Annotated in this window: 29 protein-coding genes; 28 read left to right on the forward strand and 1 reads right to left on the reverse strand. The window is 71.1% G+C overall.

Going from position 1 to position 21,912, the window contains the following annotated elements:
- Positions 1–98 precede the first annotated feature (98 nt).
- Positions 99–545, reverse strand: a complete 447-nt coding sequence (locus ABT123_RS28425; protein ID WP_351319784.1) for a helix-turn-helix domain-containing protein — start codon at positions 543–545, stop codon at positions 99–101.
- A gap of 206 nt (positions 546–751) precedes the next feature.
- Here ABT123_RS28425 and ABT123_RS28430 point away from each other — a divergent pair, with 206 nt between their 5' ends.
- The 28 genes from ABT123_RS28430 (at position 752) to ABT123_RS28565 (ending at position 21,905) form a co-directional block, all read left to right on the forward strand.
- Positions 752–892 carry a hypothetical protein gene (locus tag ABT123_RS28430; RefSeq protein ID WP_351319786.1) on the forward strand — a complete coding sequence of 47 codons (141 nt, stop codon included), beginning with the start codon at positions 752–754 and terminating at the stop codon, positions 890–892.
- The gene (locus tag ABT123_RS28435; protein ID WP_351319788.1) at positions 889–1,182 is read left to right on the forward strand and encodes a hypothetical protein; all 294 of its coding nucleotides are present in this window, start codon (positions 889–891) and stop codon (positions 1,180–1,182) included. Before ABT123_RS28430 ends, ABT123_RS28435 begins: the two co-directional genes overlap by 4 nt.
- Positions 1,179–2,237 carry a YqaJ viral recombinase family nuclease gene (locus ABT123_RS28440; protein ID WP_351319790.1) on the forward strand — a complete coding sequence of 353 codons (1,059 nt, stop codon included), beginning with the start codon at positions 1,179–1,181 and terminating at the stop codon, positions 2,235–2,237. The genes ABT123_RS28435 and ABT123_RS28440 overlap by 4 nt, the downstream gene beginning before the upstream one ends.
- On the forward strand, positions 2,234–3,136 hold the full coding sequence (locus ABT123_RS28445; protein ID WP_351319792.1) for a recombinase RecT: 903 nt from the start codon (positions 2,234–2,236) through the stop codon (positions 3,134–3,136). Before ABT123_RS28440 ends, ABT123_RS28445 begins: the two co-directional genes overlap by 4 nt.
- 186 nt (positions 3,137–3,322) lie before the next feature.
- Positions 3,323–4,270: a mucin-2 gene (locus tag ABT123_RS28450; RefSeq protein WP_351319794.1), complete on the forward strand. Its 948-nt coding sequence runs from the start codon at positions 3,323–3,325 to the stop codon at positions 4,268–4,270.
- The gene (locus ABT123_RS28455) at positions 4,267–4,986 is read left to right on the forward strand and encodes a zinc finger domain-containing protein (RefSeq protein WP_351319796.1); all 720 of its coding nucleotides are present in this window, start codon (positions 4,267–4,269) and stop codon (positions 4,984–4,986) included. The genes ABT123_RS28450 and ABT123_RS28455 overlap by 4 nt, the downstream gene beginning before the upstream one ends.
- Entirely contained in the window at positions 4,983–5,195 is a 213-nt protein-coding gene (locus ABT123_RS28460) for a hypothetical protein (RefSeq protein WP_351319798.1), read from the forward strand. The genes ABT123_RS28455 and ABT123_RS28460 overlap by 4 nt, the downstream gene beginning before the upstream one ends.
- Entirely contained in the window at positions 5,192–5,434 is a 243-nt protein-coding gene (locus ABT123_RS28465; RefSeq protein ID WP_351319800.1) for a hypothetical protein, read from the forward strand. The genes ABT123_RS28460 and ABT123_RS28465 overlap by 4 nt, the downstream gene beginning before the upstream one ends.
- Positions 5,431–5,622 carry a hypothetical protein gene (locus tag ABT123_RS28470; protein ID WP_351319802.1) on the forward strand — a complete coding sequence of 64 codons (192 nt, stop codon included), beginning with the start codon at positions 5,431–5,433 and terminating at the stop codon, positions 5,620–5,622. Before ABT123_RS28465 ends, ABT123_RS28470 begins: the two co-directional genes overlap by 4 nt.
- The gene (locus tag ABT123_RS28475) at positions 5,619–5,984 is read left to right on the forward strand and encodes a hypothetical protein (protein ID WP_351319804.1); all 366 of its coding nucleotides are present in this window, start codon (positions 5,619–5,621) and stop codon (positions 5,982–5,984) included. Before ABT123_RS28470 ends, ABT123_RS28475 begins: the two co-directional genes overlap by 4 nt.
- Positions 5,981–6,760, forward strand: a complete 780-nt coding sequence (locus ABT123_RS28480) for a hypothetical protein (protein ID WP_351319806.1) — start codon at positions 5,981–5,983, stop codon at positions 6,758–6,760. Before ABT123_RS28475 ends, ABT123_RS28480 begins: the two co-directional genes overlap by 4 nt.
- A gap of 110 nt (positions 6,761–6,870) precedes the next feature.
- Positions 6,871–7,320 carry a helix-turn-helix domain-containing protein gene (locus tag ABT123_RS28485; RefSeq protein ID WP_051762326.1) on the forward strand — a complete coding sequence of 150 codons (450 nt, stop codon included), beginning with the start codon at positions 6,871–6,873 and terminating at the stop codon, positions 7,318–7,320.
- Entirely contained in the window at positions 7,320–8,552 is a 1,233-nt protein-coding gene (locus tag ABT123_RS28490; protein WP_351319808.1) for a PBSX family phage terminase large subunit, read from the forward strand. The genes ABT123_RS28485 and ABT123_RS28490 overlap by 1 nt, the downstream gene beginning before the upstream one ends.
- Before the next feature lie 68 nt (positions 8,553–8,620).
- Positions 8,621–9,070, forward strand: a complete 450-nt coding sequence (locus ABT123_RS28495) for an HNH endonuclease signature motif containing protein (protein ID WP_351319810.1) — start codon at positions 8,621–8,623, stop codon at positions 9,068–9,070.
- Entirely contained in the window at positions 9,057–10,529 is a 1,473-nt protein-coding gene (locus ABT123_RS28500) for a phage portal protein (RefSeq protein ID WP_351319812.1), read from the forward strand. The genes ABT123_RS28495 and ABT123_RS28500 overlap by 14 nt, the downstream gene beginning before the upstream one ends.
- A gap of 17 nt (positions 10,530–10,546) precedes the next feature.
- Positions 10,547–12,802, forward strand: a complete 2,256-nt coding sequence (locus ABT123_RS28505) for a phage minor capsid protein (RefSeq protein ID WP_351319814.1) — start codon at positions 10,547–10,549, stop codon at positions 12,800–12,802.
- Between the two features lie 15 nt (positions 12,803–12,817).
- Entirely contained in the window at positions 12,818–12,991 is a 174-nt protein-coding gene (locus ABT123_RS28510; protein ID WP_351319893.1) for an Rmf/CrpP fold protein, read from the forward strand.
- Positions 12,992–13,071: 80 nt separating this feature from the next.
- Entirely contained in the window at positions 13,072–13,818 is a 747-nt protein-coding gene (locus ABT123_RS28515) for a hypothetical protein (RefSeq protein ID WP_351319816.1), read from the forward strand.
- A gap of 15 nt (positions 13,819–13,833) precedes the next feature.
- Positions 13,834–14,688, forward strand: a complete 855-nt coding sequence (locus tag ABT123_RS28520) for a phage major capsid protein (protein ID WP_351319818.1) — start codon at positions 13,834–13,836, stop codon at positions 14,686–14,688.
- 156 nt (positions 14,689–14,844) lie between these two features.
- Positions 14,845–15,237 carry a hypothetical protein gene (locus tag ABT123_RS28525; protein ID WP_351319820.1) on the forward strand — a complete coding sequence of 131 codons (393 nt, stop codon included), beginning with the start codon at positions 14,845–14,847 and terminating at the stop codon, positions 15,235–15,237.
- On the forward strand, positions 15,231–15,554 hold the full coding sequence (locus tag ABT123_RS28530) for a hypothetical protein (protein WP_351319822.1): 324 nt from the start codon (positions 15,231–15,233) through the stop codon (positions 15,552–15,554). The genes ABT123_RS28525 and ABT123_RS28530 overlap by 7 nt, the downstream gene beginning before the upstream one ends.
- Entirely contained in the window at positions 15,551–15,898 is a 348-nt protein-coding gene (locus tag ABT123_RS28535) for a hypothetical protein (RefSeq protein ID WP_351319824.1), read from the forward strand. The genes ABT123_RS28530 and ABT123_RS28535 overlap by 4 nt, the downstream gene beginning before the upstream one ends.
- On the forward strand, positions 15,895–16,326 hold the full coding sequence (locus tag ABT123_RS28540; protein ID WP_351319826.1) for a minor capsid protein: 432 nt from the start codon (positions 15,895–15,897) through the stop codon (positions 16,324–16,326). The genes ABT123_RS28535 and ABT123_RS28540 overlap by 4 nt, the downstream gene beginning before the upstream one ends.
- 13 nt (positions 16,327–16,339) lie before the next feature.
- The gene (locus ABT123_RS28545; protein ID WP_502971081.1) at positions 16,340–16,864 is read left to right on the forward strand and encodes a phage tail tube protein; all 525 of its coding nucleotides are present in this window, start codon (positions 16,340–16,342) and stop codon (positions 16,862–16,864) included.
- Positions 16,864–17,352, forward strand: a complete 489-nt coding sequence (locus ABT123_RS28550) for a DUF7426 family protein (protein ID WP_351319830.1) — start codon at positions 16,864–16,866, stop codon at positions 17,350–17,352. Before ABT123_RS28545 ends, ABT123_RS28550 begins: the two co-directional genes overlap by 1 nt.
- A 233-nt stretch (positions 17,353–17,585) precedes the next feature.
- Positions 17,586–19,997 (forward strand): phage tail tape measure protein, encoded by a 2,412-nt coding sequence (locus tag ABT123_RS28555; protein ID WP_351319895.1) that lies wholly within the window; start codon positions 17,586–17,588, stop codon positions 19,995–19,997.
- Between the two features lie 3 nt (positions 19,998–20,000).
- A complete protein-coding gene (locus ABT123_RS28560) occupies positions 20,001–20,909 on the forward strand; it encodes a phage distal tail protein (protein ID WP_351319832.1) in 909 nt (302 codons plus the stop codon).
- A 12-nt stretch (positions 20,910–20,921) separates the two neighbouring features.
- Entirely contained in the window at positions 20,922–21,905 is a 984-nt protein-coding gene (locus tag ABT123_RS28565) for a hypothetical protein (protein ID WP_351319834.1), read from the forward strand.
- Positions 21,906–21,912: the final 7 nt, after the last annotated feature.

The following is a 21,912-nucleotide window of genomic DNA, read 5'->3' on the forward strand; positions in this document are numbered from 1 at the left end:
ACGGACCTTGACTCGAACATATGCACGAGGCAAGACGCCCGAACCACCTTACTCATCCCAACACCGCAGGTCACGCGCATACGACGCGTAGTGATCAACTAGGAAGACGAGCGGTCCCCTTCGGAAAGTTCCGGCGGAACCTCACCCGCCGCATAGCGTCGCAGGAGCGCCTCGACCTTGGGCATGTCCTTCCGACCCATGCCGGGAGCGTGCACGACGACGACGGTCGTCTCGTCGTTGCTCATGTCGAACGGATCATCGGCGACCAGGCCGCAATACTGCTGCGATGCGGCGATTCGAACGTCGCGCTCGGGGCGACCAATGGCAGCGGCAACGGCACCCACCACCCCGGGCGAGAGCATGATCGACTTGTTCGCCGCTATCCGATGCAGCGTCGTGTACCCCACCGCCTCGCCCGTCGTGGGGTCGATCGCCCTCTCGGCGAGCTTGCGATACGAGAGCCCTAGCTCTTCCTTCGCAGACCGCAGGAGATCCCCGAAGGGCGTCCCATACGGAGCCCGAAACGGGTTGTCACTCTCCGGCACTCTCTTGTCTCCGTTCTTGTTTCACAACTCGAACAGTCTCATCTAATCAGCCATTGCCCCGAACTGCACGCGGATCAATGCCGTTGACGTGCACTTTCCTGCCACCTACGGTTGCCATTGTTCGACATCTGCAACAGCCAGTTGGGCGCTATGGAGCACTTTGGGCCCTTGATTGTTCGACATCTGCAACACACGGAGGGGGAACCGTGCACACCAAAGAGGCACCCGACACACCGACCAAAAGCGAAGACTGGCCCGAACCCACCGACGAGCAGCTCGCCGTGATCCGACGCATCCTCGCCCCTCGCATCCGGCAGGTGCGCGCCGAGCAGGGGGTCGCAGCGTGAAGAGCGAACAGCGCGTGAGCGCGGTCGAGTTCGTCGGCCCGCCGCCCAAGCAACGCAACACGAAGCACGTCAGGATCGCCGCCGACCTACGCGCTCACCCGAACGTCTGGGGTGTCGTACAGAAGCCGGCGAGCGTCACCCGCGCCTCGTCTGCCGCGCAGGCGATCCGTAACGCCCGACTGCCCGCGTACGGTCCTGCTGGCAGCTTCGAGGCGGTCGCCCGCACGGTCACCTCGGGGGGCTCGACCGAATACCGGGTCTACGCCCGGTACGTCGGGGGTGCGGAGTGAGCGGCGCTCCGGCGGCGCCGCTCGTGACGCCGACCGGCGTCGTCGTCGCCCCGTCGAACCTCGACCGCGAGCAGTGGCTCACCGTGCGGCGTACGGGGGTGGGCGGCTCTGAGGTTGCCGCGGTGCTCGGGATGAGCAGGTACACCTCGCCGACCGAGGTCTACCTAGACAAGATGGGCGAGCTGCCGCTCGACCGCCCGCTCGACCCGATCCTCGCCGAGGCGGCGTTCTGGGGGCACCAACACGAGCCGACGGTCGCCCGCGTGTTCGCCGAGCGGACCGGCCTCGGCGTCGTCGATGGTCCGGGAACGCTCGCACACGTCGAGCGGCGTTGGATGCTGGCGAACGTCGACCGGTACGTGCTCGACGAGGGCGCCTCGGCGCCGTCGAGCCTGCTGGAGATCAAGACCCGCAGCGCCTTTCAGCTCGACGAGTGGCTGCTCGGCGTGCCGGACGGGCCGGCACTCCAAACGCATTGGTACCTCGCCGTCACCGGATACGGGCACGCACACGTCGCCGCGCTGCTCGGCGGAAACCGGCTGCTGATTCACCGCGTCGAGCGCGACGAGACCCTCGTCGAGCACCTCGTCGAGATCGTCGGCCGCTTCTGGCAGGGCGTGCTCGACCGCGTCCCGCCGCCGGTCGACGGTTCCGAGGCGACCGAGTCCCTGCTCGATCACCTCTACGCGGTCAAGGCCGGCGGCGTGCTCGTCGCCGACCCCGCCGAGGTGCTGCCCCTGCTGGAGCGCCGCCGCGAGCTCAAGGCGCGCGAGGAGCGCACCGCGGCCGAGCTGCGCGAGGTCGACAACCGCCTGAAAGCCGCCGCGGGCGAGGCCGAGATCGTCAAGACGCAGGGCGCCGTCGCGTTCACGTGGAAGCAGAACGGCCCGCTCTCACAGAAACGATTCACCGCCGCGCACCCCGACCTCGCGCAGCAGTACACGCACCGCGTCGACGCGCTCGATACCGCGCGCCTCGCCGCCGAGCGCCCCGACGAGTTCCGGGCGCACCGCGCCCGACGCCTCGTCGTCCCGAAAGAGAGCACCGCAGCATGAGCAGCAACCTTGCCGACCGCGTCGCCACCCGCACCACGCAGACCCGTACACCCGCCGTCCCCGCCACCCGCGCCGCGCAACCGGCCGCGACCCTCGTGCAGTTCGTGCAGCAGATGCGCCCGGAGATCGAGCGCGCGCTGCCCGCGCACATGGGCGGCGCCGACCGTATCGCCCGGATCGCGCTTACCGAGCTGCGCAGGGTCGAACACCTCGCCGAGTGCAGCCGCGAGAGCTTCGCCGGCGCCCTGATGACCTGCTCTGCCCTCGGGCTGGAGCCGGGCGGCGTGTCCGGCGAGGCGTACCTGCTGCCGTTCTGGAACAAGAAGATCCGCGGGTACGAGGTACAGCTCGTCATCGGCTATCAGGGCATGATCAAGCTGTTTTGGCAGCACCCGCTCGCCGCTGGCCTCGACACCGGGACCGTGCACGAGGGCGACGAGTTCGAGTTCGAGTACGGGCTCGACCCCAAGCTGCGGCATGTTCCGGCGCGCGGCTCGGCGAGGGGGCAGGCGACGCACTACTACGCCGTTGCGCGACTGGCCAACGGTGGCAGCGCGTTCGTGGTGCTGGACGTCGACGACGTCGAGGCGATCCGCAAGCGGAGCAAGGCGAAGGATTTCGGGCCGTGGTCCACGGATTACGACGCGATGGCGTGCAAGACGGCCGTACGGCAGTTGTTCAAGCTGCTGCCGAAGTCCGCTGAACTCGCGCGCGCCGTGGCCCATGACGGGACCGTGCGGCGCGATGCGTCCCCGGAGGGGCTCGACGTGCCCGGGGAGTTCATCGAGGGCGAGATCGTCGAGCAGCCGTCCGTACAGGGCGGCGAGCAGTCGTCGGTCGAGGACGTGCCCTCGCGGTTCGCCGGGTGGCCCGAGGCCGCCGAGCCGGCCGCGCAGTGACCCCGGGGCCGGCCATCGACTACCGGTGCCGGCACTGGAGCGGGGCGGGGCGTCGCTACTGCGGCGCCCCGGGCGCCCGCCGCTACCTGCCCGGTTACCGCTGCCCGCTGCACACCCCGGCCGCTCTCGCCGGCCGGCCCGAGCCGGGCACCCCACCCCCCGCAGATCAGGAAGGAGTCACCCGCCGTGGCGTGGTTCAAGATCGACGACAGCTCGCACATGCACCCGAAGATCGTCAAGGCGGGTAACGCCGCCCTCGGTCTGTGGGTACGGGCGGGCGCCTACTCCGCGCAGCACCTCACCGAGGGCACCGTGCCCGCCGTGGTCGCCCGCCAGTACGGGACCGCCCCGCAGGCCCGGAAGTTGGTCACGGTCGGTCTGTGGCACGAGCACGGTCACACCTGCCCGCGGTGCCCGCAGCCCCCCGTCGGCGACTTCATGGTGCACGACTTTTTCGAGGGCGGGCGGAACTCGACGAGGGCGCAGGTCGAGGCCAACCGGACCGCCGCCGCGGAGCGCAAGGCGAAGAGCCGCACGCGAAACGAGGCTCGGATCGGCGGCGAATCGGCGGCGGATCGTGCGCGAAACGAGCGCGGATCGGCTCCGAATCAGAACCGAAACGCACCCCCGTTTCAGGAGGAATCCGCAGGTCGCGAGGGGGTGTCACACCGTGACGCCGTCGATAGCGTCACAGGCCCCCAAGCCAGCACCAAGCCTTACCCCTCTACTTCCTTCGGAAGTAGAGGGGAACAAGCTAGCCCGGACGGTCCCCGGATCGCCGAGCCTGTACGGCCCCTCGTCGACGCCATGAGCGCCGCCGGAATGGTCGTCTCCTGGGAACTGTCCTCCGCCGAGTGGCTGCTGCTGCACGCCCTGATCGAGCGGTGCGGCGTACAAGTCCTCGTCGACCACGCCGGCGGTGCCTGGCAGGCCGCACGCACCCGCCCCCGCTCCGCCCGCTACTTCGTCTCGGGTTGGCGCTCCCTGCCCACCCCGCCCCCGCGCGCACCCGGGGCCGGCCCGAACGTCGTCCCGCTCAACCCCGGCGCCGCCCGCCCCTCCACCACCGATCAGCGGGTGCGCGCCGGTCTCGACCTCGCCGCCCAACTCCGAGAACAGGAGAACGCCCGATGACCCCGGCAGACGCCGCCGAAGTCCTTGCCCTGTGCGCCGCGTTCGACCTGCGCACCATCGGCGAGGCGGACGCCCGAGCATGGGCCTACGCCCTGCGCGACGTCCCCCTCGACGACGACACCCGCCAAGCGGTCGCCGACCACTACGGCGTGACCGAGAAGCGAGCCACCCCCGCGGACGTGCGCAGGATTCGCGCCCGTATCCGCGAGGCCCGGATCGGCGCCGCCCACCCGGTCTACGACGGCAACCCGACCGAGACCGGAGCGCAGTTCACCGCACGCCGCCGCGAGCAGCTCGCCGCCGCGGCCGAGGGACACCTGCCCGCGCGGTCGATCACGCAGGCACTCGACGCCGCCCCGCCGGCCGCCGTCCTCGCCCTGGTCGCCGGAGTCGGCCGGCCCGTCGACGACGAGGTGCGCCCGTACATCACGCCCGAGCAGCGGTCCGCCCTGCGCGCGCCCCTGCCCAACCAACGGGCCGCGCTGCCCGCGCTCGCCGTGCCGTGCCCGGTAGAGACCTGCCGCGCCGGCCGCCGCCGACTGTGCAAGCGAGGAGCAGGGATCGAGCTGCGCAACAACGTCCACGGCCGCCGCCGCGACGCCTACGCCGTCGAGGTCACCACCTGCCCCGACTGCGGCGCCACCCCCGGCCAGCACTGCACCGCCCCCGAACCGCACCCCGCCCGCATCCGAGCCGCACAGGAGGCCGCCGCGTGAGTGATCACCTTCGACGCCTCGTCGAGCAGGACGCCGCCCGCCGCGCCCGCGCCGAGGCCCATCTCGCCGAACTGACCGCCGCGTTCTGCGACCGCATCCTCGCCGACCACGCTGAGGACGAGCACGACCGCCTCGTGCGCCTCATGTGCACCCCGCCCTCGCCCCGAGAGACCCGCGCCCGCCACACATCAGGAGGACAGCACCGATGACCCCGCCCGCCGCCCGCGCCTCGATCGCCGCCCACCTGACCGACACGCTCGACGTGCACCCCCACCTCGCCACGCTCACCGCCGCATCCCTGCTCGACCGCCTCGCCATCGACGGATGGGAGATCAACAGCACCCACTACGCGCGACCGGTCGCGCCTCGCGCGCGGGAACCGCGCGCTCGGCGCTCCCTTGCCCGTTGGTTCCGCCGTGCCCGTACGGACGGGGACCGCACCACATGACCGACGTCCTGCTCGGCCTCGTCGCCGCGCTCGCCCTCGCCGTGGTCGCCGCCCTCGTCGGCGCCGTGCGGCTCGACGGCCGCCTCGACCGCGAGGCGCGCGCCCTCGTCCGCCGTCCCTGCCCGCTCCACTGCACCGCCTGCTCGTCGGCCGCCCGCCGAGCCTCGAACGGAGACACGCCCGCATGACACTGCACGCCCGTACCCGTACCGACTCCCGTCGCGGCCGAGTCCTCGTCCGCGAACTTACCCGCGAGGCCCGGCGCGAGCGCTTCCTGCTGCTCCTCGCCCGCGCCGACCGCGGCGTGCTCACCCCCGAGGACTGCGCCGCCCTGCGCGCCGACGTCGAGGCCGAGGTCGCCGAGAGCGACACCCACCGCCGCAGCGCCGGCGGACAGCAGGCCGCGGCGATGCGCCTGCACAAGCGCATCGAGGCCGCCGAGCAGGCCCTCGTCGAGACCGAAGCCGACCGCGACCTCGCGCTCGCCGAGGCCGAGGCCCTGCGCGAGCAGCTCGTCGAGCAGCACGTCGCCGTCGAGGGGGACCGATGAACCAGACCCGAGCCATAGATCAGACCGTCGCCGCCCTGCGCATCGTGCGCGACAAGTGGGGCGCGCTGCTCGCCGCCGTCGAGGCGCCGCCCACCGCGGCCGACTGGCCACCGAGGGAGACGACCGCGTTCCTCGACAAGGTCGCCGAGGGGCCCCTGCTCGTCGAGGACCGGGAGCCGTACGCCCTGCGCGCGCACCCCGCCCCGCTGAACCTCACCGCCCACGATGCCGTGGTCGCCGTCGAGGGTGCGTTGTTCGACCTCGCCGACACCTGCGCCGCCGTGACACAGGAGCACACCCCCCTCGACGAGCTGCACCGCTGGAACTACCGCACGCAGCACGGGCACGGCTCCCGAGCGCAGGGCGCCCACTGGGCAAGCGTGTACGTCGAGGGACGCGTGCTCGGCGAGCAGACCGACGGGCCCGACCCGCTGTTCGCCCCCCTGCCCGGATGGGCGTTGCACGAGGCGCACCGCGTCGCGAGGCAGTGCGCCGACCGCGTACTGCGCACCCTGCGCCACGACGAGCGGTCGGCAAGCAGCCGGTACCCGTGCCCGTGGTGCGCGTCCCCCCTCACCTCGTACTCGGCGTCGGGGGACGTGCAGCGCATCACCTGCTCGGGCGGTCCGTCCTGCTCGGCGCCGGTCCCCCTCGACCTCGACGGACACCGGGTGTGGGAGCGGTCCGACATGGGCCCGCTGCTCGCTCTGTTCGCCGCCGCGACGGAGTCGGGAGAGACCCACGACGAACAGGCTTGCGCCGTTATCGGTTCGTGACCTATTGTTCGAGGCGTCTCCGGCGTGCCCGGAAACCCCCCGATCCCGTACGCCCCGCCGCGCACCCCCCTGCGGCGGGGCGTACTCATGTCCGCCCGGGAGGTGAACACGTGCCCGAGCCGATCCGCGAACGCGACCGCGAGCAGGTGCGCCGCCTCCACTCCGAGGGCAAGAGCCGCAACCAGATCGCCCGACTCACCGGGCGCAGCGCCGCGACCGTAAGCAAGATCGCCAAGGCCGAGGGGCTCACCTTCTCCGGGGGCGCCCGCGTTGCCGCCGCGACCGAGGCCCGACGAGCCGACGCCGCCGCCCGCCGCGAGCAGCTCGCCGACGAGGCCCTCGACGGCGCCCTCGGTCAAGTCGCCCGCACGGCCGGCGCCGAGACAGCGCGCGATGCCCGCGACCACGCCACCGCCGCCCGCGCCCTCACCGAGGTACACGCCCGCGTCGCTGAACTCGCCCGCCACAGCAGCAACGGGAGCAGCGGCGGCTCGATGCTCGACCGCCTCGCCGACGCCCTGCTCGGGCCCCCGGCCGGAGGTGACCGCGAGGGGGTGTAGTGACCACCCTCGCCCCGCTCTCCCCCAAACAGGTCGACTCGATCCGCGGCGCCACCGCCCGTATCAACATCTGGCACGGCAGCGTCAGGTCGGGAAAGACGATCGCGAGTCTCGTCTGCTTCCTGCTCATGATCCGGCGCGCCCCCGCGTCGGGCCTGATCGTCATCTGCGGTCGGTCGCTCCAGACGATCGAGCGGAACTGTCTCGACGTCCTCGCCGACCCGACGCTGTTCGGCGACGTTGCGGCCGAGGTCCACCACACCCGCGGCGCCACCACCGCCGTGATCCTGGGCCGCGTCGTTCACCTCGTCGGCGCCTCGGACGCGCGCGCCGAGGGACGCCTGCGCGGCATGACCGCCTCGCTCGCCTACTGCGACGAGGTCACGCTGCTGCCCGCCGCGTTCTTCCGGCAGCTCCTCGCCCGCCTCTCCGCCCCCGGCGCAAAGCTGATCGGGACCACGAACCCCGACTCGCCCCGGCACTGGCTGCGGACCGACTACCTCGACCGCGCCGGCGACCTCGACCTCGCCGCCTTTCACTTCCGCCTCGCCGACAACCCCTCGTTGAGCGAGGCGTACGTCGCCGCGCTCGCCGCCGAGTTCACCGGCCTTTGGCGCCGGCGCATGATCCTCGGCGAGTGGGTCGTCGCCGAGGGCGCCATCTACGACGCCTACGACGAGCAGCAGCACGTCGTCGACGAGCTGCCCCCCATGCGCCGCTACTGGGCCGGCATCGACTACGGCACGGCGAATCCTTTCGCCGCACTGCTGCTCGGCCTCGGCAACGACGACCGCCTGTACGTGGTAAGCGAGTGGCGCCACGACTCCCGCCTCGCACACCGCCAGATGACCGACGCGCAGTACAGCCGCGCCGTCCGCGACTGGCTCGCCGAGCTGGACGTGCAGCCCGAATGGACGTTCATCGACCCGTCGGCCGCCTCGTACTCCACTCAGCTTTGGGCCGACGGACACCCCGGCATCACCCGCGCGGTGAACGACGTGATCGACGGCATCCGCAGCGTCTCGAACGCCCTCGACGCCGGCCTGCTGCGCATCCATCGCTCGTGCGAGGGGCTGCTCGGCGAACTACCCAACTACGTGTGGTCAGAAGAGGCCGCCGCCCGCGGTGAAGACAAGCCGGTGAAGAAGGACGATCACAGCGTCGACGCCCTGCGCTACGTGATCCATTCGACGGCGCACGAGTGGCGCCCCCTGCTCGCGCACACCGCATAACCCAACCCGACCACGGCCCCCGCCGCCGAGGTCGGCGCGGGGGCTCTGCCATGCCCAAGGGGGCCGCCATGCGCGCCGACTGGACCGACCGATTCCTCGCCCGCATCACCGACACCCCGGCCGGCTGCTGGCAGTGGACCGGCTACCTCATGCCCAACGGATACGCCCGCTTCACCATCGACGGCGAACGGCAGTACGCGCACCGCGCCTCGTACGAGGCCCTCGTCGCGCCGATACCCGCCGGCCTCGTGATCGACCACCTGTGCCGTAACCGCGGGTGCGTCAACCCCGCCCACCTGGAACCGGTCACGCAGCGAGTCAACGTGCTGCGGGGCGAGTCGCACGTCGCCGCCCGCGCGCGTCAAACCGCCTGCATCCACGGCCACCCGTTCGACGAGGCCAACACCTACCGGGCCGGCAACGGCACCCGCAAGTGCCGCACATGCCGGACGGCCGCGCGCACCCGCGCCCGCACGCGCGCTCGGAGCAGGACGGGGGTGGACTGTGCCGCTGCCTGACGCCAACGTTCCGTGGCCCCCGCCGCACCTCGCCGCCACCCTCGCCGAGATCAAGGTCGACGACGCTTGGTACTCGGGCGACCCCGCGAAGCTGACCGCCGTCTACGGCAACAGCCCGACGCGCAAGGACGGCACCTCGCGACTGTGGGCGCGCCGCCGAACACCAACGCCCGGCAAGCGCGATGCCCGCCTGCACATCCCCCTCGCCGGCGACATCGCCACCGCGTCCGCCGACCTGCTGTTCAGTGAGCCGCCCACGTTCACCGTGCCCGACCGCCCGACGCAGGATCGGCTCGACGAGCTGACCGACGCCGACGGCATCGCGAACACCCTGCTCGAATCCGCCGAGGTCGCCGCCGCCCTCGGCGGCGTGTACCTGCGGATCACCTGGGATCACTCGCTCGTCGACCGGCCGCTGCTCACCACCGTGCACCCCGACAGTGCGGTACCCGAGTTCTCGTTCGGCATCCTGCGGGCCGTGACCTTCTGGCACGAGCTTGCCTCGGACGGCGCGACCGTGCTCCGCCACCTCGAACGGCACGAGCGCGGGCGCATCCTGCACGCCCTCTACCAGGGCACGACCGACAACCTCGGCCGACGCATTCCGCTGACCGAGCACCCCGCGGTCGCCCCGCTCGCCGAGGCACTCGGCCCCGACGGCGAGTCGATCGACACCGGCATCGACCGGTTGACCGCCGCCTACGTCCGCAACATCGGACCCAACCGCCGGCACCGCGGATCGGACTTCGGCCGCTCGGACTACGCCGCCCCGCTGTACGACCTCCTCGACGCCCTCGACACCACATGGACGAGTTGGATTCGCGACATCCGCCTCGCGCGCGCCCGCCTGATCATCCCCGACGCCTACCTGCGCGACCACGGCCCCGGCCGCGGCGCCTCGTTCGACGACGACCGGGAAATCTGGCAGCTGCTGAACATCCCGCCCACCGAGCAGGGCGGCATCACCCTGTCGCAGTTCGCGATCAGGGTCGAGGAGCACGAGAGGACCGCCGAAGCAGCCACCCGGCAAGCCATCCGGTCCGCCGGCTACAGCGCGCAGACCTTCGGCATCGGCGATCAGGTCGCCGCGACCGCGACCGAGGTCAAGGCACGCGAGCGCCAAAGCATGACCACTCGGGGCAAAAAAGCTCGGTACTACTCGCCGCCCCTCGGCGACATGCTGCACGTCATGCTGTTGCTCGATCAGCGCATGTTCACCCCGGGCATCACGCCCGAGCGTCCGCGGACCGTGTTCGGGGACACCGTCGCCGAGGATGCTGCCACGCTCGCGCAGACCTTGAGCCTGTTCCAGCAGGCGCAGGCTGTGAGCGTCGACACCAAAGTGCGGATGGTCCACCCCGAGTGGGACGAGGCTGCGGTGCAGGCCGAGGTCGGCCGCATCCTCACCGAGACCGGGCAGGTTGTGCCCGACCCCATGCAGGCCGGCGCCCTCGTCTGACCGCGTGAGGGGGTGCGATGCCGATTCACCCCGGCATGGTCGAGGATCTCTCGGCCGGCGTCCGCGACCTCTACGCGGACGCCGAGCAGCGGTTGCTCGGCATCGTGGCCCGCCAGTTGGCCGACGGGTTCGAGGCCCCGGGGTGGGCGACGAACAAACTCAGGGACGTGCAGGCGCTGCGCCGCGGGGCGCAGGGTGTCGTCGACGCCCTCGCCGAGGCCGTGCAATTGGAAGTGTTCGACGTCGTCGCCGAGGCGTACACCGTCGGCGCCCGGTCCGGTCTCGCCGAACTCGGGGCGCTGCACGATGTCGACCTGCGGCGGATCGCCGAGACCACGCCGAACACGAGGGCGGTCGATCGACTCGCCGCTGAGACCGTCGAGCTCGTCACGGCCACACACCGCGGGATTCTCCGCGGTGTCGAGGACGGGTACCGGCAGGTGATCGCCGAGGTGTCGGCGACTCCCCTGCTCGGGATCGACACCCGCAGGCAGGCCACACAATCCGCGATGGAGCGATTCAGCGATCGTGGGCTGCGGACGTTCGTCGACCGCGGCGGGCGTGCGTGGCAGATGACGAGCTATGCCGAGATGGCAGTGCGGACGGCGACGGGAAGGGCCGCGGTCGAGGCGCACGGCGACAAGCTGCGCGCCGCTGGCCTCGACCTCGTGATCGTCAGCAACGCGCCGCACGAGTGCCCGATCTGCAAGCCGTTCGAGGGCAAGGTGCTGTCGCTCGACGGACCGGGCGGCGCCCGCACGGTCGAGGTCGAGCATGCCGTCGAGGACGGGCGCACCATGCAGGTGCACATCGCGGGCAGCGTCGACGAGGCGCGGCAACGCGGATTCCAGCACCCCAATTGCAGGCACAGCCTGTCGGCATTCTTCCCCGGAGTGACCCGGGCGCCCGTCGAGGCGTCCGAGGACCCCGACGGGTACGAGGCGACACAGCGGCAACGTGCGATCGAGCGCGGTATCAGGAAGTACAAGAATCGTTCGGCCGCGGCGACGAGCCCCGAGGCCCGTCGGGCGGCCGAGGCCAAGGTGCGGCAGTGGCAGGCCAAGCAGCGCGCGCACCTCGCCGAGCACCCCGAACTCATCCGCCGCCGCGAGCGCGAGCAGCCCGGCGCCGGCAACCTCCCCTCGACCACACCGCGCCCGCCGCAGGACGCGATCGAGGCGGCGCGCGTCCGTTCCGGCGACGAGAGCACCCTGCCCGAGATGACCGACGAGCAGCTCGGCGCCGCGATCCGGCCCGGTGTGCTCGATCAGCGCGACCTCGACCGCATCCGCGGCGAGGCCGGCCGGCGCGACGAGCAGGTGCTGCTCGACCGCATCCGGCCGCAGGGCCGGCTCGTCGACAACCTCGCCGAGTTCAGCGACGACGAGCTCGCCGCCGTCGCCGTCCACCTGGGCGACAACGACATGCTGCGGATCATGGGCGAGATGGACCGGCGCGACATTGACGCCGCCATGCCCGGTATCCGCCGCGACCTCGTCGGCATGTCCGAGCGCGACCTCGCCGCCCGCGCCCGCAACGTCGAGGACGACCGGGCGGCGATCGGCGCCGAGATCCACCGCCGCCGTGCGCTCGCCGAGCTGTTCCCCGCCGGCCGCCTCGCCGGCGACCTCTCCGCCCTCGGCGACGACCTGCTCGTGTGGGGGGTGCGCTACGCCTCTCCGGAGGATGCCGCCCGCATCGCCGCCGAGATCGACCGCCGGTACCCCGCCCCGCCGCCGGCCGCCCCCGCGGGCGCACGGGTCGCCGACACCCTTGCCACCCGGGCAGCGCTCGACGAGGCCATGCAGCCCGTGCACCTCGACGACCCGGCGCCGGCTGACCCCGACGAGTGGGGCGCCTACGGACGCGACCTTGAAAGGGGCCCCGACGGGACCGAGCACATGTCGGCCGCCGAACGGTGGGCGTACGAGCGGGAACTCGAAGCGCGCGCAGCTCGTGACGCGTACAGCCGTGAAGAGATTCGCGAGATGTACCGCGAACACGTCTATGTGCAGGTGCTCGCCGCCGAGGACTACACCAACGGGTTCATGCTGAACCGCAAGGCGCGCGCCGCCGGCGTCGACCCGTTCTCTCTGTTCAGCGGCCCCGCCCACGTCGCCTACGCAAGAGCGAGCGAGGACCTGATCCGCTTCTGGGAAGAGGTCTCACCCCGCGTCACGCTCGCCGAGTTCACCGAGCAGGTGACCGGCGTCCGGAGCAGCGCCGGCGAGACCGCTCGCGCAGCCCGTGAGACCCAACGCAACAAGTTCTAGGAGGGGGGGGTGATCATGGGGTTCCGCGAGGACGCCGTGCGCGCCCGCGAGGCCGGCGCCGCCGCCGCGGTCGCCGGCCGCCCGGCGACCGACTGCCCGCACCGCGGCGACGAGCCGCTGCTGCGCTCCGCATGGGTGCGCGGCTACGTCGCCGCCGAGCAGCAGCTCGCACCGCCCGACCCGTCGTAGTCGCTCTCACCCCTATCTAGGGCCGCCGATTCGGCGGCCTTTTTTTCATGCCCGCACGAGCCCCGGAGGGCCGACCCACCATGCCCGAGAACACCCTCGACGGCGCCCTGCCCACCCATCCCCGTACGGGCGAGAGTGCCCTCGGTTTCCGTCGCGACGGCCGCCCGATCTGGCCCATCAAGGGCGGCTCTGGCGAGGGCGGCGAGGGCGGTACGCCGCCCGCCGCAGACCCCGCCGGCGCGCCGAACGCCGACCCCGCCGCGCCGACCGCCGGACCGCCGGCCGCCGAGCAGCAGCTCGCCGAGGCAACGACCCGAGCCGAGCAGACTGCGGCCGAGCGTGACGAGCTGCGCGCCGCCCTCGACGCGGTAACCCGCGCGCTCAATCCCAACGGGGGCGAGGCCGAGCAGGACCCGGTCGCACTCGCCGCCGCGGTTGCCGAGCGCGACCGGCTGCTCGCCGACCATGCCGCCGAGCTGCGGTCGGCGCGCGTCGAGCTCGCCGTCGCCCGTGCCGCGGCCGACGCGGGCGCGCGCGGCGACCGCCTGCTGAATTCCCGCAGCTTCCTCGCCTCGGTCGCCGACCTCGACCCGATCGCGGCCGAGTTCGAGAGCAAGCTCGCGGCCGCGATCACCGCGGCAGTCACGGCCGACCCTGATCTCTACCGCGCCGCACCCGCAGGGCCGCCCCGGGGCGGCGCCGAGTTCTCCGGTGCACCGAGCGGCGGAGTCACCGGCCAGCAGTTCGCCGCCATGGGTTACGCCGACCGCGCCGCCCTTTTCCAGACCGACCCCGATACGTACCGGCGTCTCGCCGGAACTCAGTAATCAAGGAGTGTCCGCGTGCCCAACACCACCGCCGCTGATCTCATCATTCCCGAGGTCTGGGCCGACATGGCACAGGCCCGATTCACCGGCACCGTTCGCGTCATGGCGAGCGGCGCCGTCGTCACCGACGACACCCTCACCGGTCAGCCTGGCGACCGGATCAACTTCCCGAAGTGGGCCGCGCTCGGCGAGCTCGACGACCTCACCGAGGGCACCGCCATGACGACCAGCGTCATGAAGCAGTCGCACAGCGAGGCAGTCATCGCGGAAGCGGGTAAGGCTGTCGAGATTACCGACAAGGCTCTGCTTACCGGCCTCGGTGACGCCCGGGGCGAGGCGCAGCGACAGTTCGGCATCCTTGCCGCGCGCAAGGTCGACGCCGCCTTGATCTCGCAGGCGCAGGCGGACGAGACCGCGCAGGGCGGGGGTAAGCCGTTCCAGTTCACCACCGCCGCGGGGAAGACCCGGTTCACGTGGGCCGACGCCGTCGTGCCCGCGCTCGCGCAGTTCGGCGACGAGTGGGAACCGGCGGAGTTTGCCGGTTTGTTCCTCAACTCGGCGCAGCAGGCCGAGGCGTTCGCCGACCCGCAGTTCATCGACGCGTCCAAGCTGGGCGGCGACACCCCAGTACGCACCGGCCAGATCGGCGCCATCGCCGGACTGCCCGTGTTCATCACGAACCGGATCACCGCGGGCAAGTTTCTTGTCCTGAAGAACAACAGTCTCGGCGCCCTCTACAAGAGGCGCCCGCTCGTCGAGACCGACCGCGACATCCTCAAGCGCACGACCGTGATCACGACGAACGTGCACTACGCCGTGAAGAGGCTCGACGACCGGGGCGTGTGCGTCGGCACCCTCGCCGCCACCTGATCAGGAAAGGAGGGCACCGACGTGCTGCTGCGCCGCTACCACGAACACCCCGACGACGACCCCACACCCGAGACCGAGCCCGACCAGGACGCCCCGCAGCCACCGGCCGCGGGGCGTTCATCGTCTCGCCGCAAACCCGACAAGGAGGGGTAGCCAGTGCGGAGCCCCTACGCGACTCCCGAGCAGCTCGCCGCATGGACCGGGCGCCCGGCCCCCGCGGACGCCGAGCGACTCCTCGCACGGGCCGGCGAGGACGTCGACAGTGCCCTGCTCACCGCGATCTATCCCGTGGACAAGGACGGCGACCCCCTCGACCTCGAAGTGCGCACCGCTCTTAGCAACGCCACTTGTGCGCAGGTCGAGTTCTGGCTCGCCGGCGGCGACGACGGGACCGGTGCCGGCGGACAGTGGGACTCGGTCAGCATCGGTCCCGTGAGCCTGTCGGGGCGCAGCTCGCGCACCGCGGCGGCCGGCGTCGAGCTCGCCCCACGCGCCGACCGGGCGCTGCGCCGCGCGGGATTGACCCCGGGACGGGTGATCGGATGGTGACCCGCGTTCCCGAGGTGCTGCTGCGCCACCTCATCACGATCGAGCCGTACCTCGGCGACGGCGCGTACGGGCCGCGCTACGGCGCACCCATTCCCGACGTGCCCGCGCTCGTCTCCCCATCCGCCCGCATGGTGCGCGCCCCGGACGGGCGCGAGGTCACCAGTAGCGCGCAGATCATCACCGCGCCCGGCCTCGACTGTCCGCCCGAATCACGGGTCACCCTGCCCGACGGGCGGATCACGACGGCGCTCTCGATCACCCACCACACCGCCCCGGGCCTACCGGTCCCCGCCTGCTCGGAGGTGATGACCGAGTGAGCCGCGCCCGCCTGCGCTGGAATGGCGACGCCGCCACCACCGCAATCCGCTCGGGTCTCCTGCGAGGGCTGAACCTCGCCGGCGAACTCACCCTGCAAGCGACCCGGCAACGTGTGCCGATCGCCGAGGGCACCCTCGAACGATCCGGCGCGACCTCGGTCGACGAGGCCACCATGACGGCCGCCGTCAGCTACGACACCCCATACGCCGCAAGGGTCCATGAGGACATGACCGCGCGGCACTCCCCCGGCCGCTCCGCGAAGTACGTCGAGGCAGTTCTGCCCGAGGTCGCCGGCGACGTACAGGCAGTGATCGCCGCGCAGATCCGGCGCGCGCTGCGATGACTTACACCGTCGACCTGCTCGACGGTCTCGCCCGCCTGCTGCACGCCGCCGGCGTCGGCATCTACCGCCCCGATGGGGTGTACGCCGCGGACGAGACCGCGATCACCATCGCCGCACTTCCCCCCGTCCCCGACCGCGTGATCTGCCTCGCCGCCTACCCGGTCACCGACTCCCCCGTGCTCACCGACACCACGACCGGCGTGCAGGCGCGCACCCGCGCGGGGGCCGACCCCCGCGAGGTCGACGCCCTCGACGACCACGTGCACGAGGTGCTGCACGGCAGCGGCCCGCACCTACTCGGCTCGGTCCGGGCGCAGCTCGTCTTTCGCGTCTCGGCCGCCCCGATCGGAGCCGACGCCTCGGGCCGTTGGGAGCGCTCCGCCAACTTCCACGTTCGCGCCCACCGGGCGCACCCCCACCTCGAATAAGGAGGCGCCCCCTTTGGGTACCCCGACGCCCCCGGCCGAGACCGTAACCGCGCTCGCCCGCAGGTACAGGCTTGAGCTGGACATGGGCACGACGCCCGGCACCCCGAATTGGGTCCTTGTGCCCGGGGTCACCGAGTTCACGCCGAAGATTGAACCCACTCAGCAGGAGGTGACGACCTACGATGCCGACGGATGGAGCGAGCAGGCCGTGACCATGCTTGCGTGGTCGATCGAGACCACGATCGCCCACCGCGCCCACCCGGTCACCGGCAAGTTCAACGCCGCCCAAGAGGCACTGCGGAAGGCATCCCGCAGCTTCGGAGCGAAGTCGTACGTGAGCGTCCGCTACTACGACCGCACCGGGGCCGACGACGCGCAGCAGGGCCTCGCCCTGGTGACGTGGGAGCCGGACGGGGGCGGCCCCGACGAGGTCGACACGATCAAGGTCACGCTGACCGGTAGCGGTCCGCTCGCCGAGATCACCAACCCCGTGGCCGGCGGGGGAACCGTCGCCGCCAAGACGGGGGGTGACAGCTAGTGGCGTTCGAGGAACTCGGCGAACTGCTCGACGAGTCGATCGAGCTGCCTGTCGCCGGCCGCCGCTATATCGTGCCCGCGCCGTCGGCCGAGATCGGTCTGCGGACGCAAGCGCTCATCCATGCCGCTGCGGTCGCCGCGGACGGTGGGCGCGCCGACGAGCAGGTGCTCGGCGACGCCGCCGAGCGCGACCTGTACCGCGACGTCCTCGGGCCCGCCCACGACGAGATGATCGCCGACGGCGTGAAGTGGCCGACGCTCAAGCACGCGGCGATCACCGCCATGGTGTGGATTGCGCAGGACAAGGCCGCGGCCGAGCGCTATTGGACCGCGGCCGGCGACCCTTCTCGACTGGCCCCGAATCGGGCGGCCCGCCGCAGCCAGTCGGGTGCGGCGAGCTCGACCCCGTCTCGGGGCTCTACGAGTGGTACGAGTACCCGCCCGGCGCCCACCCGCGGCGCGGGCAAGAAGGGCCGCAAGCGTCACTGACTTGGGCCGCGATCCTCGCCGAGTGGCCGCTCGTCGAGGCTGATCTGCACGAGGTCTACGGCATCGACGTAGGCGACCCCAGGCTGCTACGGGCTCGTTCCTGGCGATGGCTGCGCGTACGCATTCTCGCTCTGCTCTCGGCCGAGTCTCGCCTCGCACGGGTGCTCACCCCTCCCCCCGACTTCTCCCCAAGGGGAGGTGCGACCCCCAGGAGGTGACCACCCGTGGCCCTCATGGTGGGCGAGCTCGCCGCCACAATCACGATCGACGACTCGGGCGCAGATGCCGGAATGGCGCGCGCCCGCGCCGCGGTGCAGTCGGGCGGCGATCAGATCGCCGCCGCCGCAGACCGAGCAGGGGAACAGGCCGGCGACAACCTCGGCGACGGTCTCGCCGAGGGCGCGGCCGACGGCGCCGAACGTGCGTCATCGGGCATGGGGGCCGCGCTGAAAGGTTTCGCCGCCGCCGCAATCGGGACCGCGATCGGCGGGGCCCTCATGGCTGGACTCGGGCAGGCCCTCGAACAAGCGAAAGTGCCGGGCCTGTTGCAGGCACAGCTCGGCGCAACCGGTCCAGTAGCCAAGACATACGGAAAGGTCGCGGGTGACCTCTACGCCTCGGCGATCGTCGATTCGGTCGCCGACGGCGCCGAGATCATCAAGGGCATCGCGCGGGGTGGACTTCTTCCGCCGGACGCTACGCAAGGGCAGGTCAAGCAGCTTGCGACGCAGGTCGCGAGCGCCGCCTCGGTCATGGGCGAGGACGTGTCCAAGGTGAGTCGTGCCGTCGGCACGATGATGAAAACGGGGCTTGCCAACTCGGCGCAGGAGGCTCTAGACGTGCTCGTGAAGGGCACGCAGAACGGTGTCGACGTCGCCGAGGACCTGCTCGACACGTTCGCGGAATACCCGACCGAGTTCCGGCAGCTCGGCCTCGACGCTCAAACGTCGATGGGCCTCTTGCAGCAGGGTCTCAAGGGTGGCGCACGAGACGCCGACGTCGTCGCGGACAGCCTCAAGGAATTCACCTTGATGGCACAGGGAATGAGCGAGGCGACGGCGGGCGCCTATGAGGATCTCGGGTTTTCTGCCGAGAAGATGCAAAAGGTCTTTCAGAAGGGTGGACCCGAGGCAGCAAAGGCGCTGGATCAAATCCTCGACAAGCTGCGCAGCGTCAAGGATCCCGCAAAACAGAGCGAGATCGCACTCGGCCTTTTCGGCACAAAGGCCGAGGACATGCAGAAAGCGATTTACTCGCTCGATCCGTCAAGCGCGGTAAAGGCGCTCGGCGACGTTAAGGGCGCCACCGACGCGGCCGGTAAAGCTCTCCACGACAATGCTGCGACCAAGCTCGAAGCGTTCAAGAGTGGGATAGAGCAGAAGCTCGTCGGTGTTCTCGGAAACTACGCGATCCCCGTCATTGAGAAGGCTGCTGATTGGCTCGGCGCGGGAGGGCTCGGCGGTGCGTTCCGCGCGTCCGTCGGGTGGATCTCCGAGCACTCGACGGCGCTCTCGATCGCCGCCGGCGTGATTGCGGTTCTGATGCTGCCGACGCTCGTCGCGCTCGGCGTCACTGCGTGGACGACGACGACGGCGGTCGTCACCGGATGGGCCACTCAGACCGCGGCCGGCGTAGCCGCTGCAGGACGGTTTGTGCTGGTCAACGCCATGATGTTGGCGGGTTGGGTGTCGCAGGGCGTGAGCGCCGGCGCCGCCGCGCTGCGCGTTGTTGGCGCCTGGATTCTCATGGGCACTCAGTCCATGATTCAGGGTGCCCGCATGGCGGCTGCGTGGCTGCTGGCGATGGGCCCTGTCGGGCTGATCATCGCCGCCGTGGTCGGCATCGTCGCGCTCGTCGTCGCCAACTGGGACACGATCGTTTCGGCGACGTCCGCCGCTTGGGATTGGGTGTGGGGAAAGCTCAAGTGGGTTGGTCAGGCGATCCTCGATTTCTTCCTTAACTGGACACTCGTCGGACTGATCATCAAACACTGGGATTCCATCAAAAGTGGGACCATATCCGCATGGAATGCAACCGTGGATTGGGTCCGCGGGATTCCGGGTCGGATCGTCGACTTCTTCCTTAACTGGACGCTCGTCGGCCTCATTATCAAGCATTGGGATTCAATCAAGTCGGGCACCGTGCGCAAGGCCGGTGAAATGCTCGATTGGGTCCGCGGTTTGCCCGGAATGATCGCAGGTTACTTCGGCAATTTCGGCTCGATGCTGTACGACAAGGGCCGCGATCTGATCATTGGACTTTGGAACGGCATCAAGGCCATGGGGAGTTGGCTGCGTTCAACCCTCACGTCTTGGGCTAAGAATTTGATTCCGGGGCCGATTGCAAAGGCGCTCGGAATTCATTCTCCGTCGCGCCTCATGCGAGACAAGATCGGCAAGTTCATTCCCGCGGGAATCGTCGAGGGAATCAAGGCCGGCGCCCCCGCGATCGACCGCACCATGCGCAGCCTCGTCTCGGTTCCCGCCGGTCCGCAGTTCGCCACCGCAGGCGCTCCCGCCAACGGCGCTAGTGCGGGCGGGGGTTGGGGCGGTCCGGCAGTCCACATCGAGAACTGGCACGCCGGCACGGCGACCGCGGACCAGACCGCGGCGGCCCTCGCGTGGCACGCCAAGGGGAGGGGGTGACCGGTGGCCGCGGGTGATCGCGTCGCCGTTGCCGGACACATTCAGTTCGGCGACGAGCTGCTGCTCGGCCCCCACACCGCCTACCGGTGGCGGACCCTCACCGGGTGGGAAGACTCTCCCGGCCTCGACTCGGGCACCGTCAACCGGTCCGACGCCCACGGCGCCTACCCCGGCCGACTGCTCGCACAGCCACGGACGATCGCCCTCGACGACATGGTGATCCGGACCGAGCCCCGTCGGATGGGCGCCGCCGTGCGCACGCTGCGCGCGGCGACCGCCCTGCGCGACGACGAGCAGCCGCTCGTCGTGATGCTCGACGACGAGCCGCCCCTGCTCTGCTTCGCCCGCTGCCTACGCCGCTCGATCCCCGTCGGCGTTGGCGGGTACGCGGTCGGCGTCGTGCAGGGGGCGGCGCTGATGTTCGAGGCGAGCGACCCGCGCCGCTACAGCCTCGCCGAACGGCAGACCGAGACAGGACTGCCCATCGCCGAACCGGGCCTCGACTGGCAGGTGAGCCCGGGGCCGGAGCGGCTGACCTATCCGCTCGAATTCGGCACCCCGGGAAGCACGGGCGCGCTGCTCGCCGTCAACGACGGCGACGCCCCCGCGCACCCTGTGATCGTGATTCGGGGCCCGGTCTCTCTCCCGTCCCTGACCAACGTGCGAACGGGCGAGGTGATCGAGTACGACATCGACCTCGCCGCCGACGACACACTGATCGTCGATACCGCCGCAGGCACGGTCACGCTGAACGCGACCGCGGCGCGGCTCTACACCGCGACCGGCCGCAGCCTGCCCGAGAACCTGTTCGTCCTCGCACCCGGCGCGACCTCGCTCCTGTTCCGCTCGGCGCCCGGCGCCGCCGACTCCCGCGCCTCGATCGCTCTCCGATGGCGCTCCGCCTACTGGTAAGGAGGGAACCCCTTGACCGTCCGTACCGGATGGCTGCTCCCCGCAGGGCAGACCCGCGAAGACACCCGCCTCGTGCCGCTCGGCACCATGGCGCCCGACGGCGCGATGACTTCTCGCGACGGCGTGATCGCCGGCGGAACCGCCCTCATCGCGACCGGCGTCGGCGCCATGCAAGTGCAGATCGCCGTCGGCCGCGCCCTGGTGCAAGGGATCGATGGGCAGGGCGCCTATCCCGTCGCAGTCACTGCCCCCGAGACCCTGACCGTCGCCGACGGGAACGCCCTGTACGGGAGAATCGACGCGGTCGTGCTTCGCGTCTACGACCCGCAGTACGACAACGGGCAGCAGACGCTCGCCCGCGTCGAGATCGTCCAAGGCGCCGCCACCGCGACCCCCACGCCGCCCAACCTGCCGAACGCGACGCTCCGTCTGTGGGAGATCACGGTTCCGGCCGGCATCTCGGCGGGTACGGGCGGGATCACATGGGCGAGCGCGCTCGCCGACCGCCGCCGCTACACCTCCGGATACGGGGGGATCGTCCCCCGAGGCTGGGGGTTGAGCTTCGCCGGCGCCTACCCGGGCCAGTACCGCGACAACGGAAGTGGCCTCGACCGGTGGGACGGCGGGACGTGGCAGACCCTCGACCCGGTCATCGGGTGGACCTCGCCCACCCTCGCCGCTGGATACACCAACGGCGGGAACAGCCAAGGGCCTTTGCGGTACCGGGCGATCATGCTCGGCGGTATCCCCCACCTGCAATGGCGCGGGGGTGTGTCCTGGACCACCAGCGCCACTCCGCCCGCCAATGGTCAGCCGCTCGCCGCGCCGCTCCCGGCCGCGGCCCGGCCGGCGCTGCACACCTCGGCCTCGATCGCGGCCGGCGGCGTGCCGATCAAGATCGATGCCCAAACGAACGGGCATTTGAAGCTGATCGGTAACCCGAGTCTGACCACGTGGGCAGCCCTGTCGGGGCTGATCTACCCGCTCGACGGATAGGGGGTGA

Origin of the sequence: Streptomyces sp. NPDC002054 (genome assembly GCF_040296685.1) — a bacterium.
Taxonomy (GTDB): domain Bacteria; phylum Actinomycetota; class Actinomycetes; order Streptomycetales; family Streptomycetaceae; genus Streptomyces.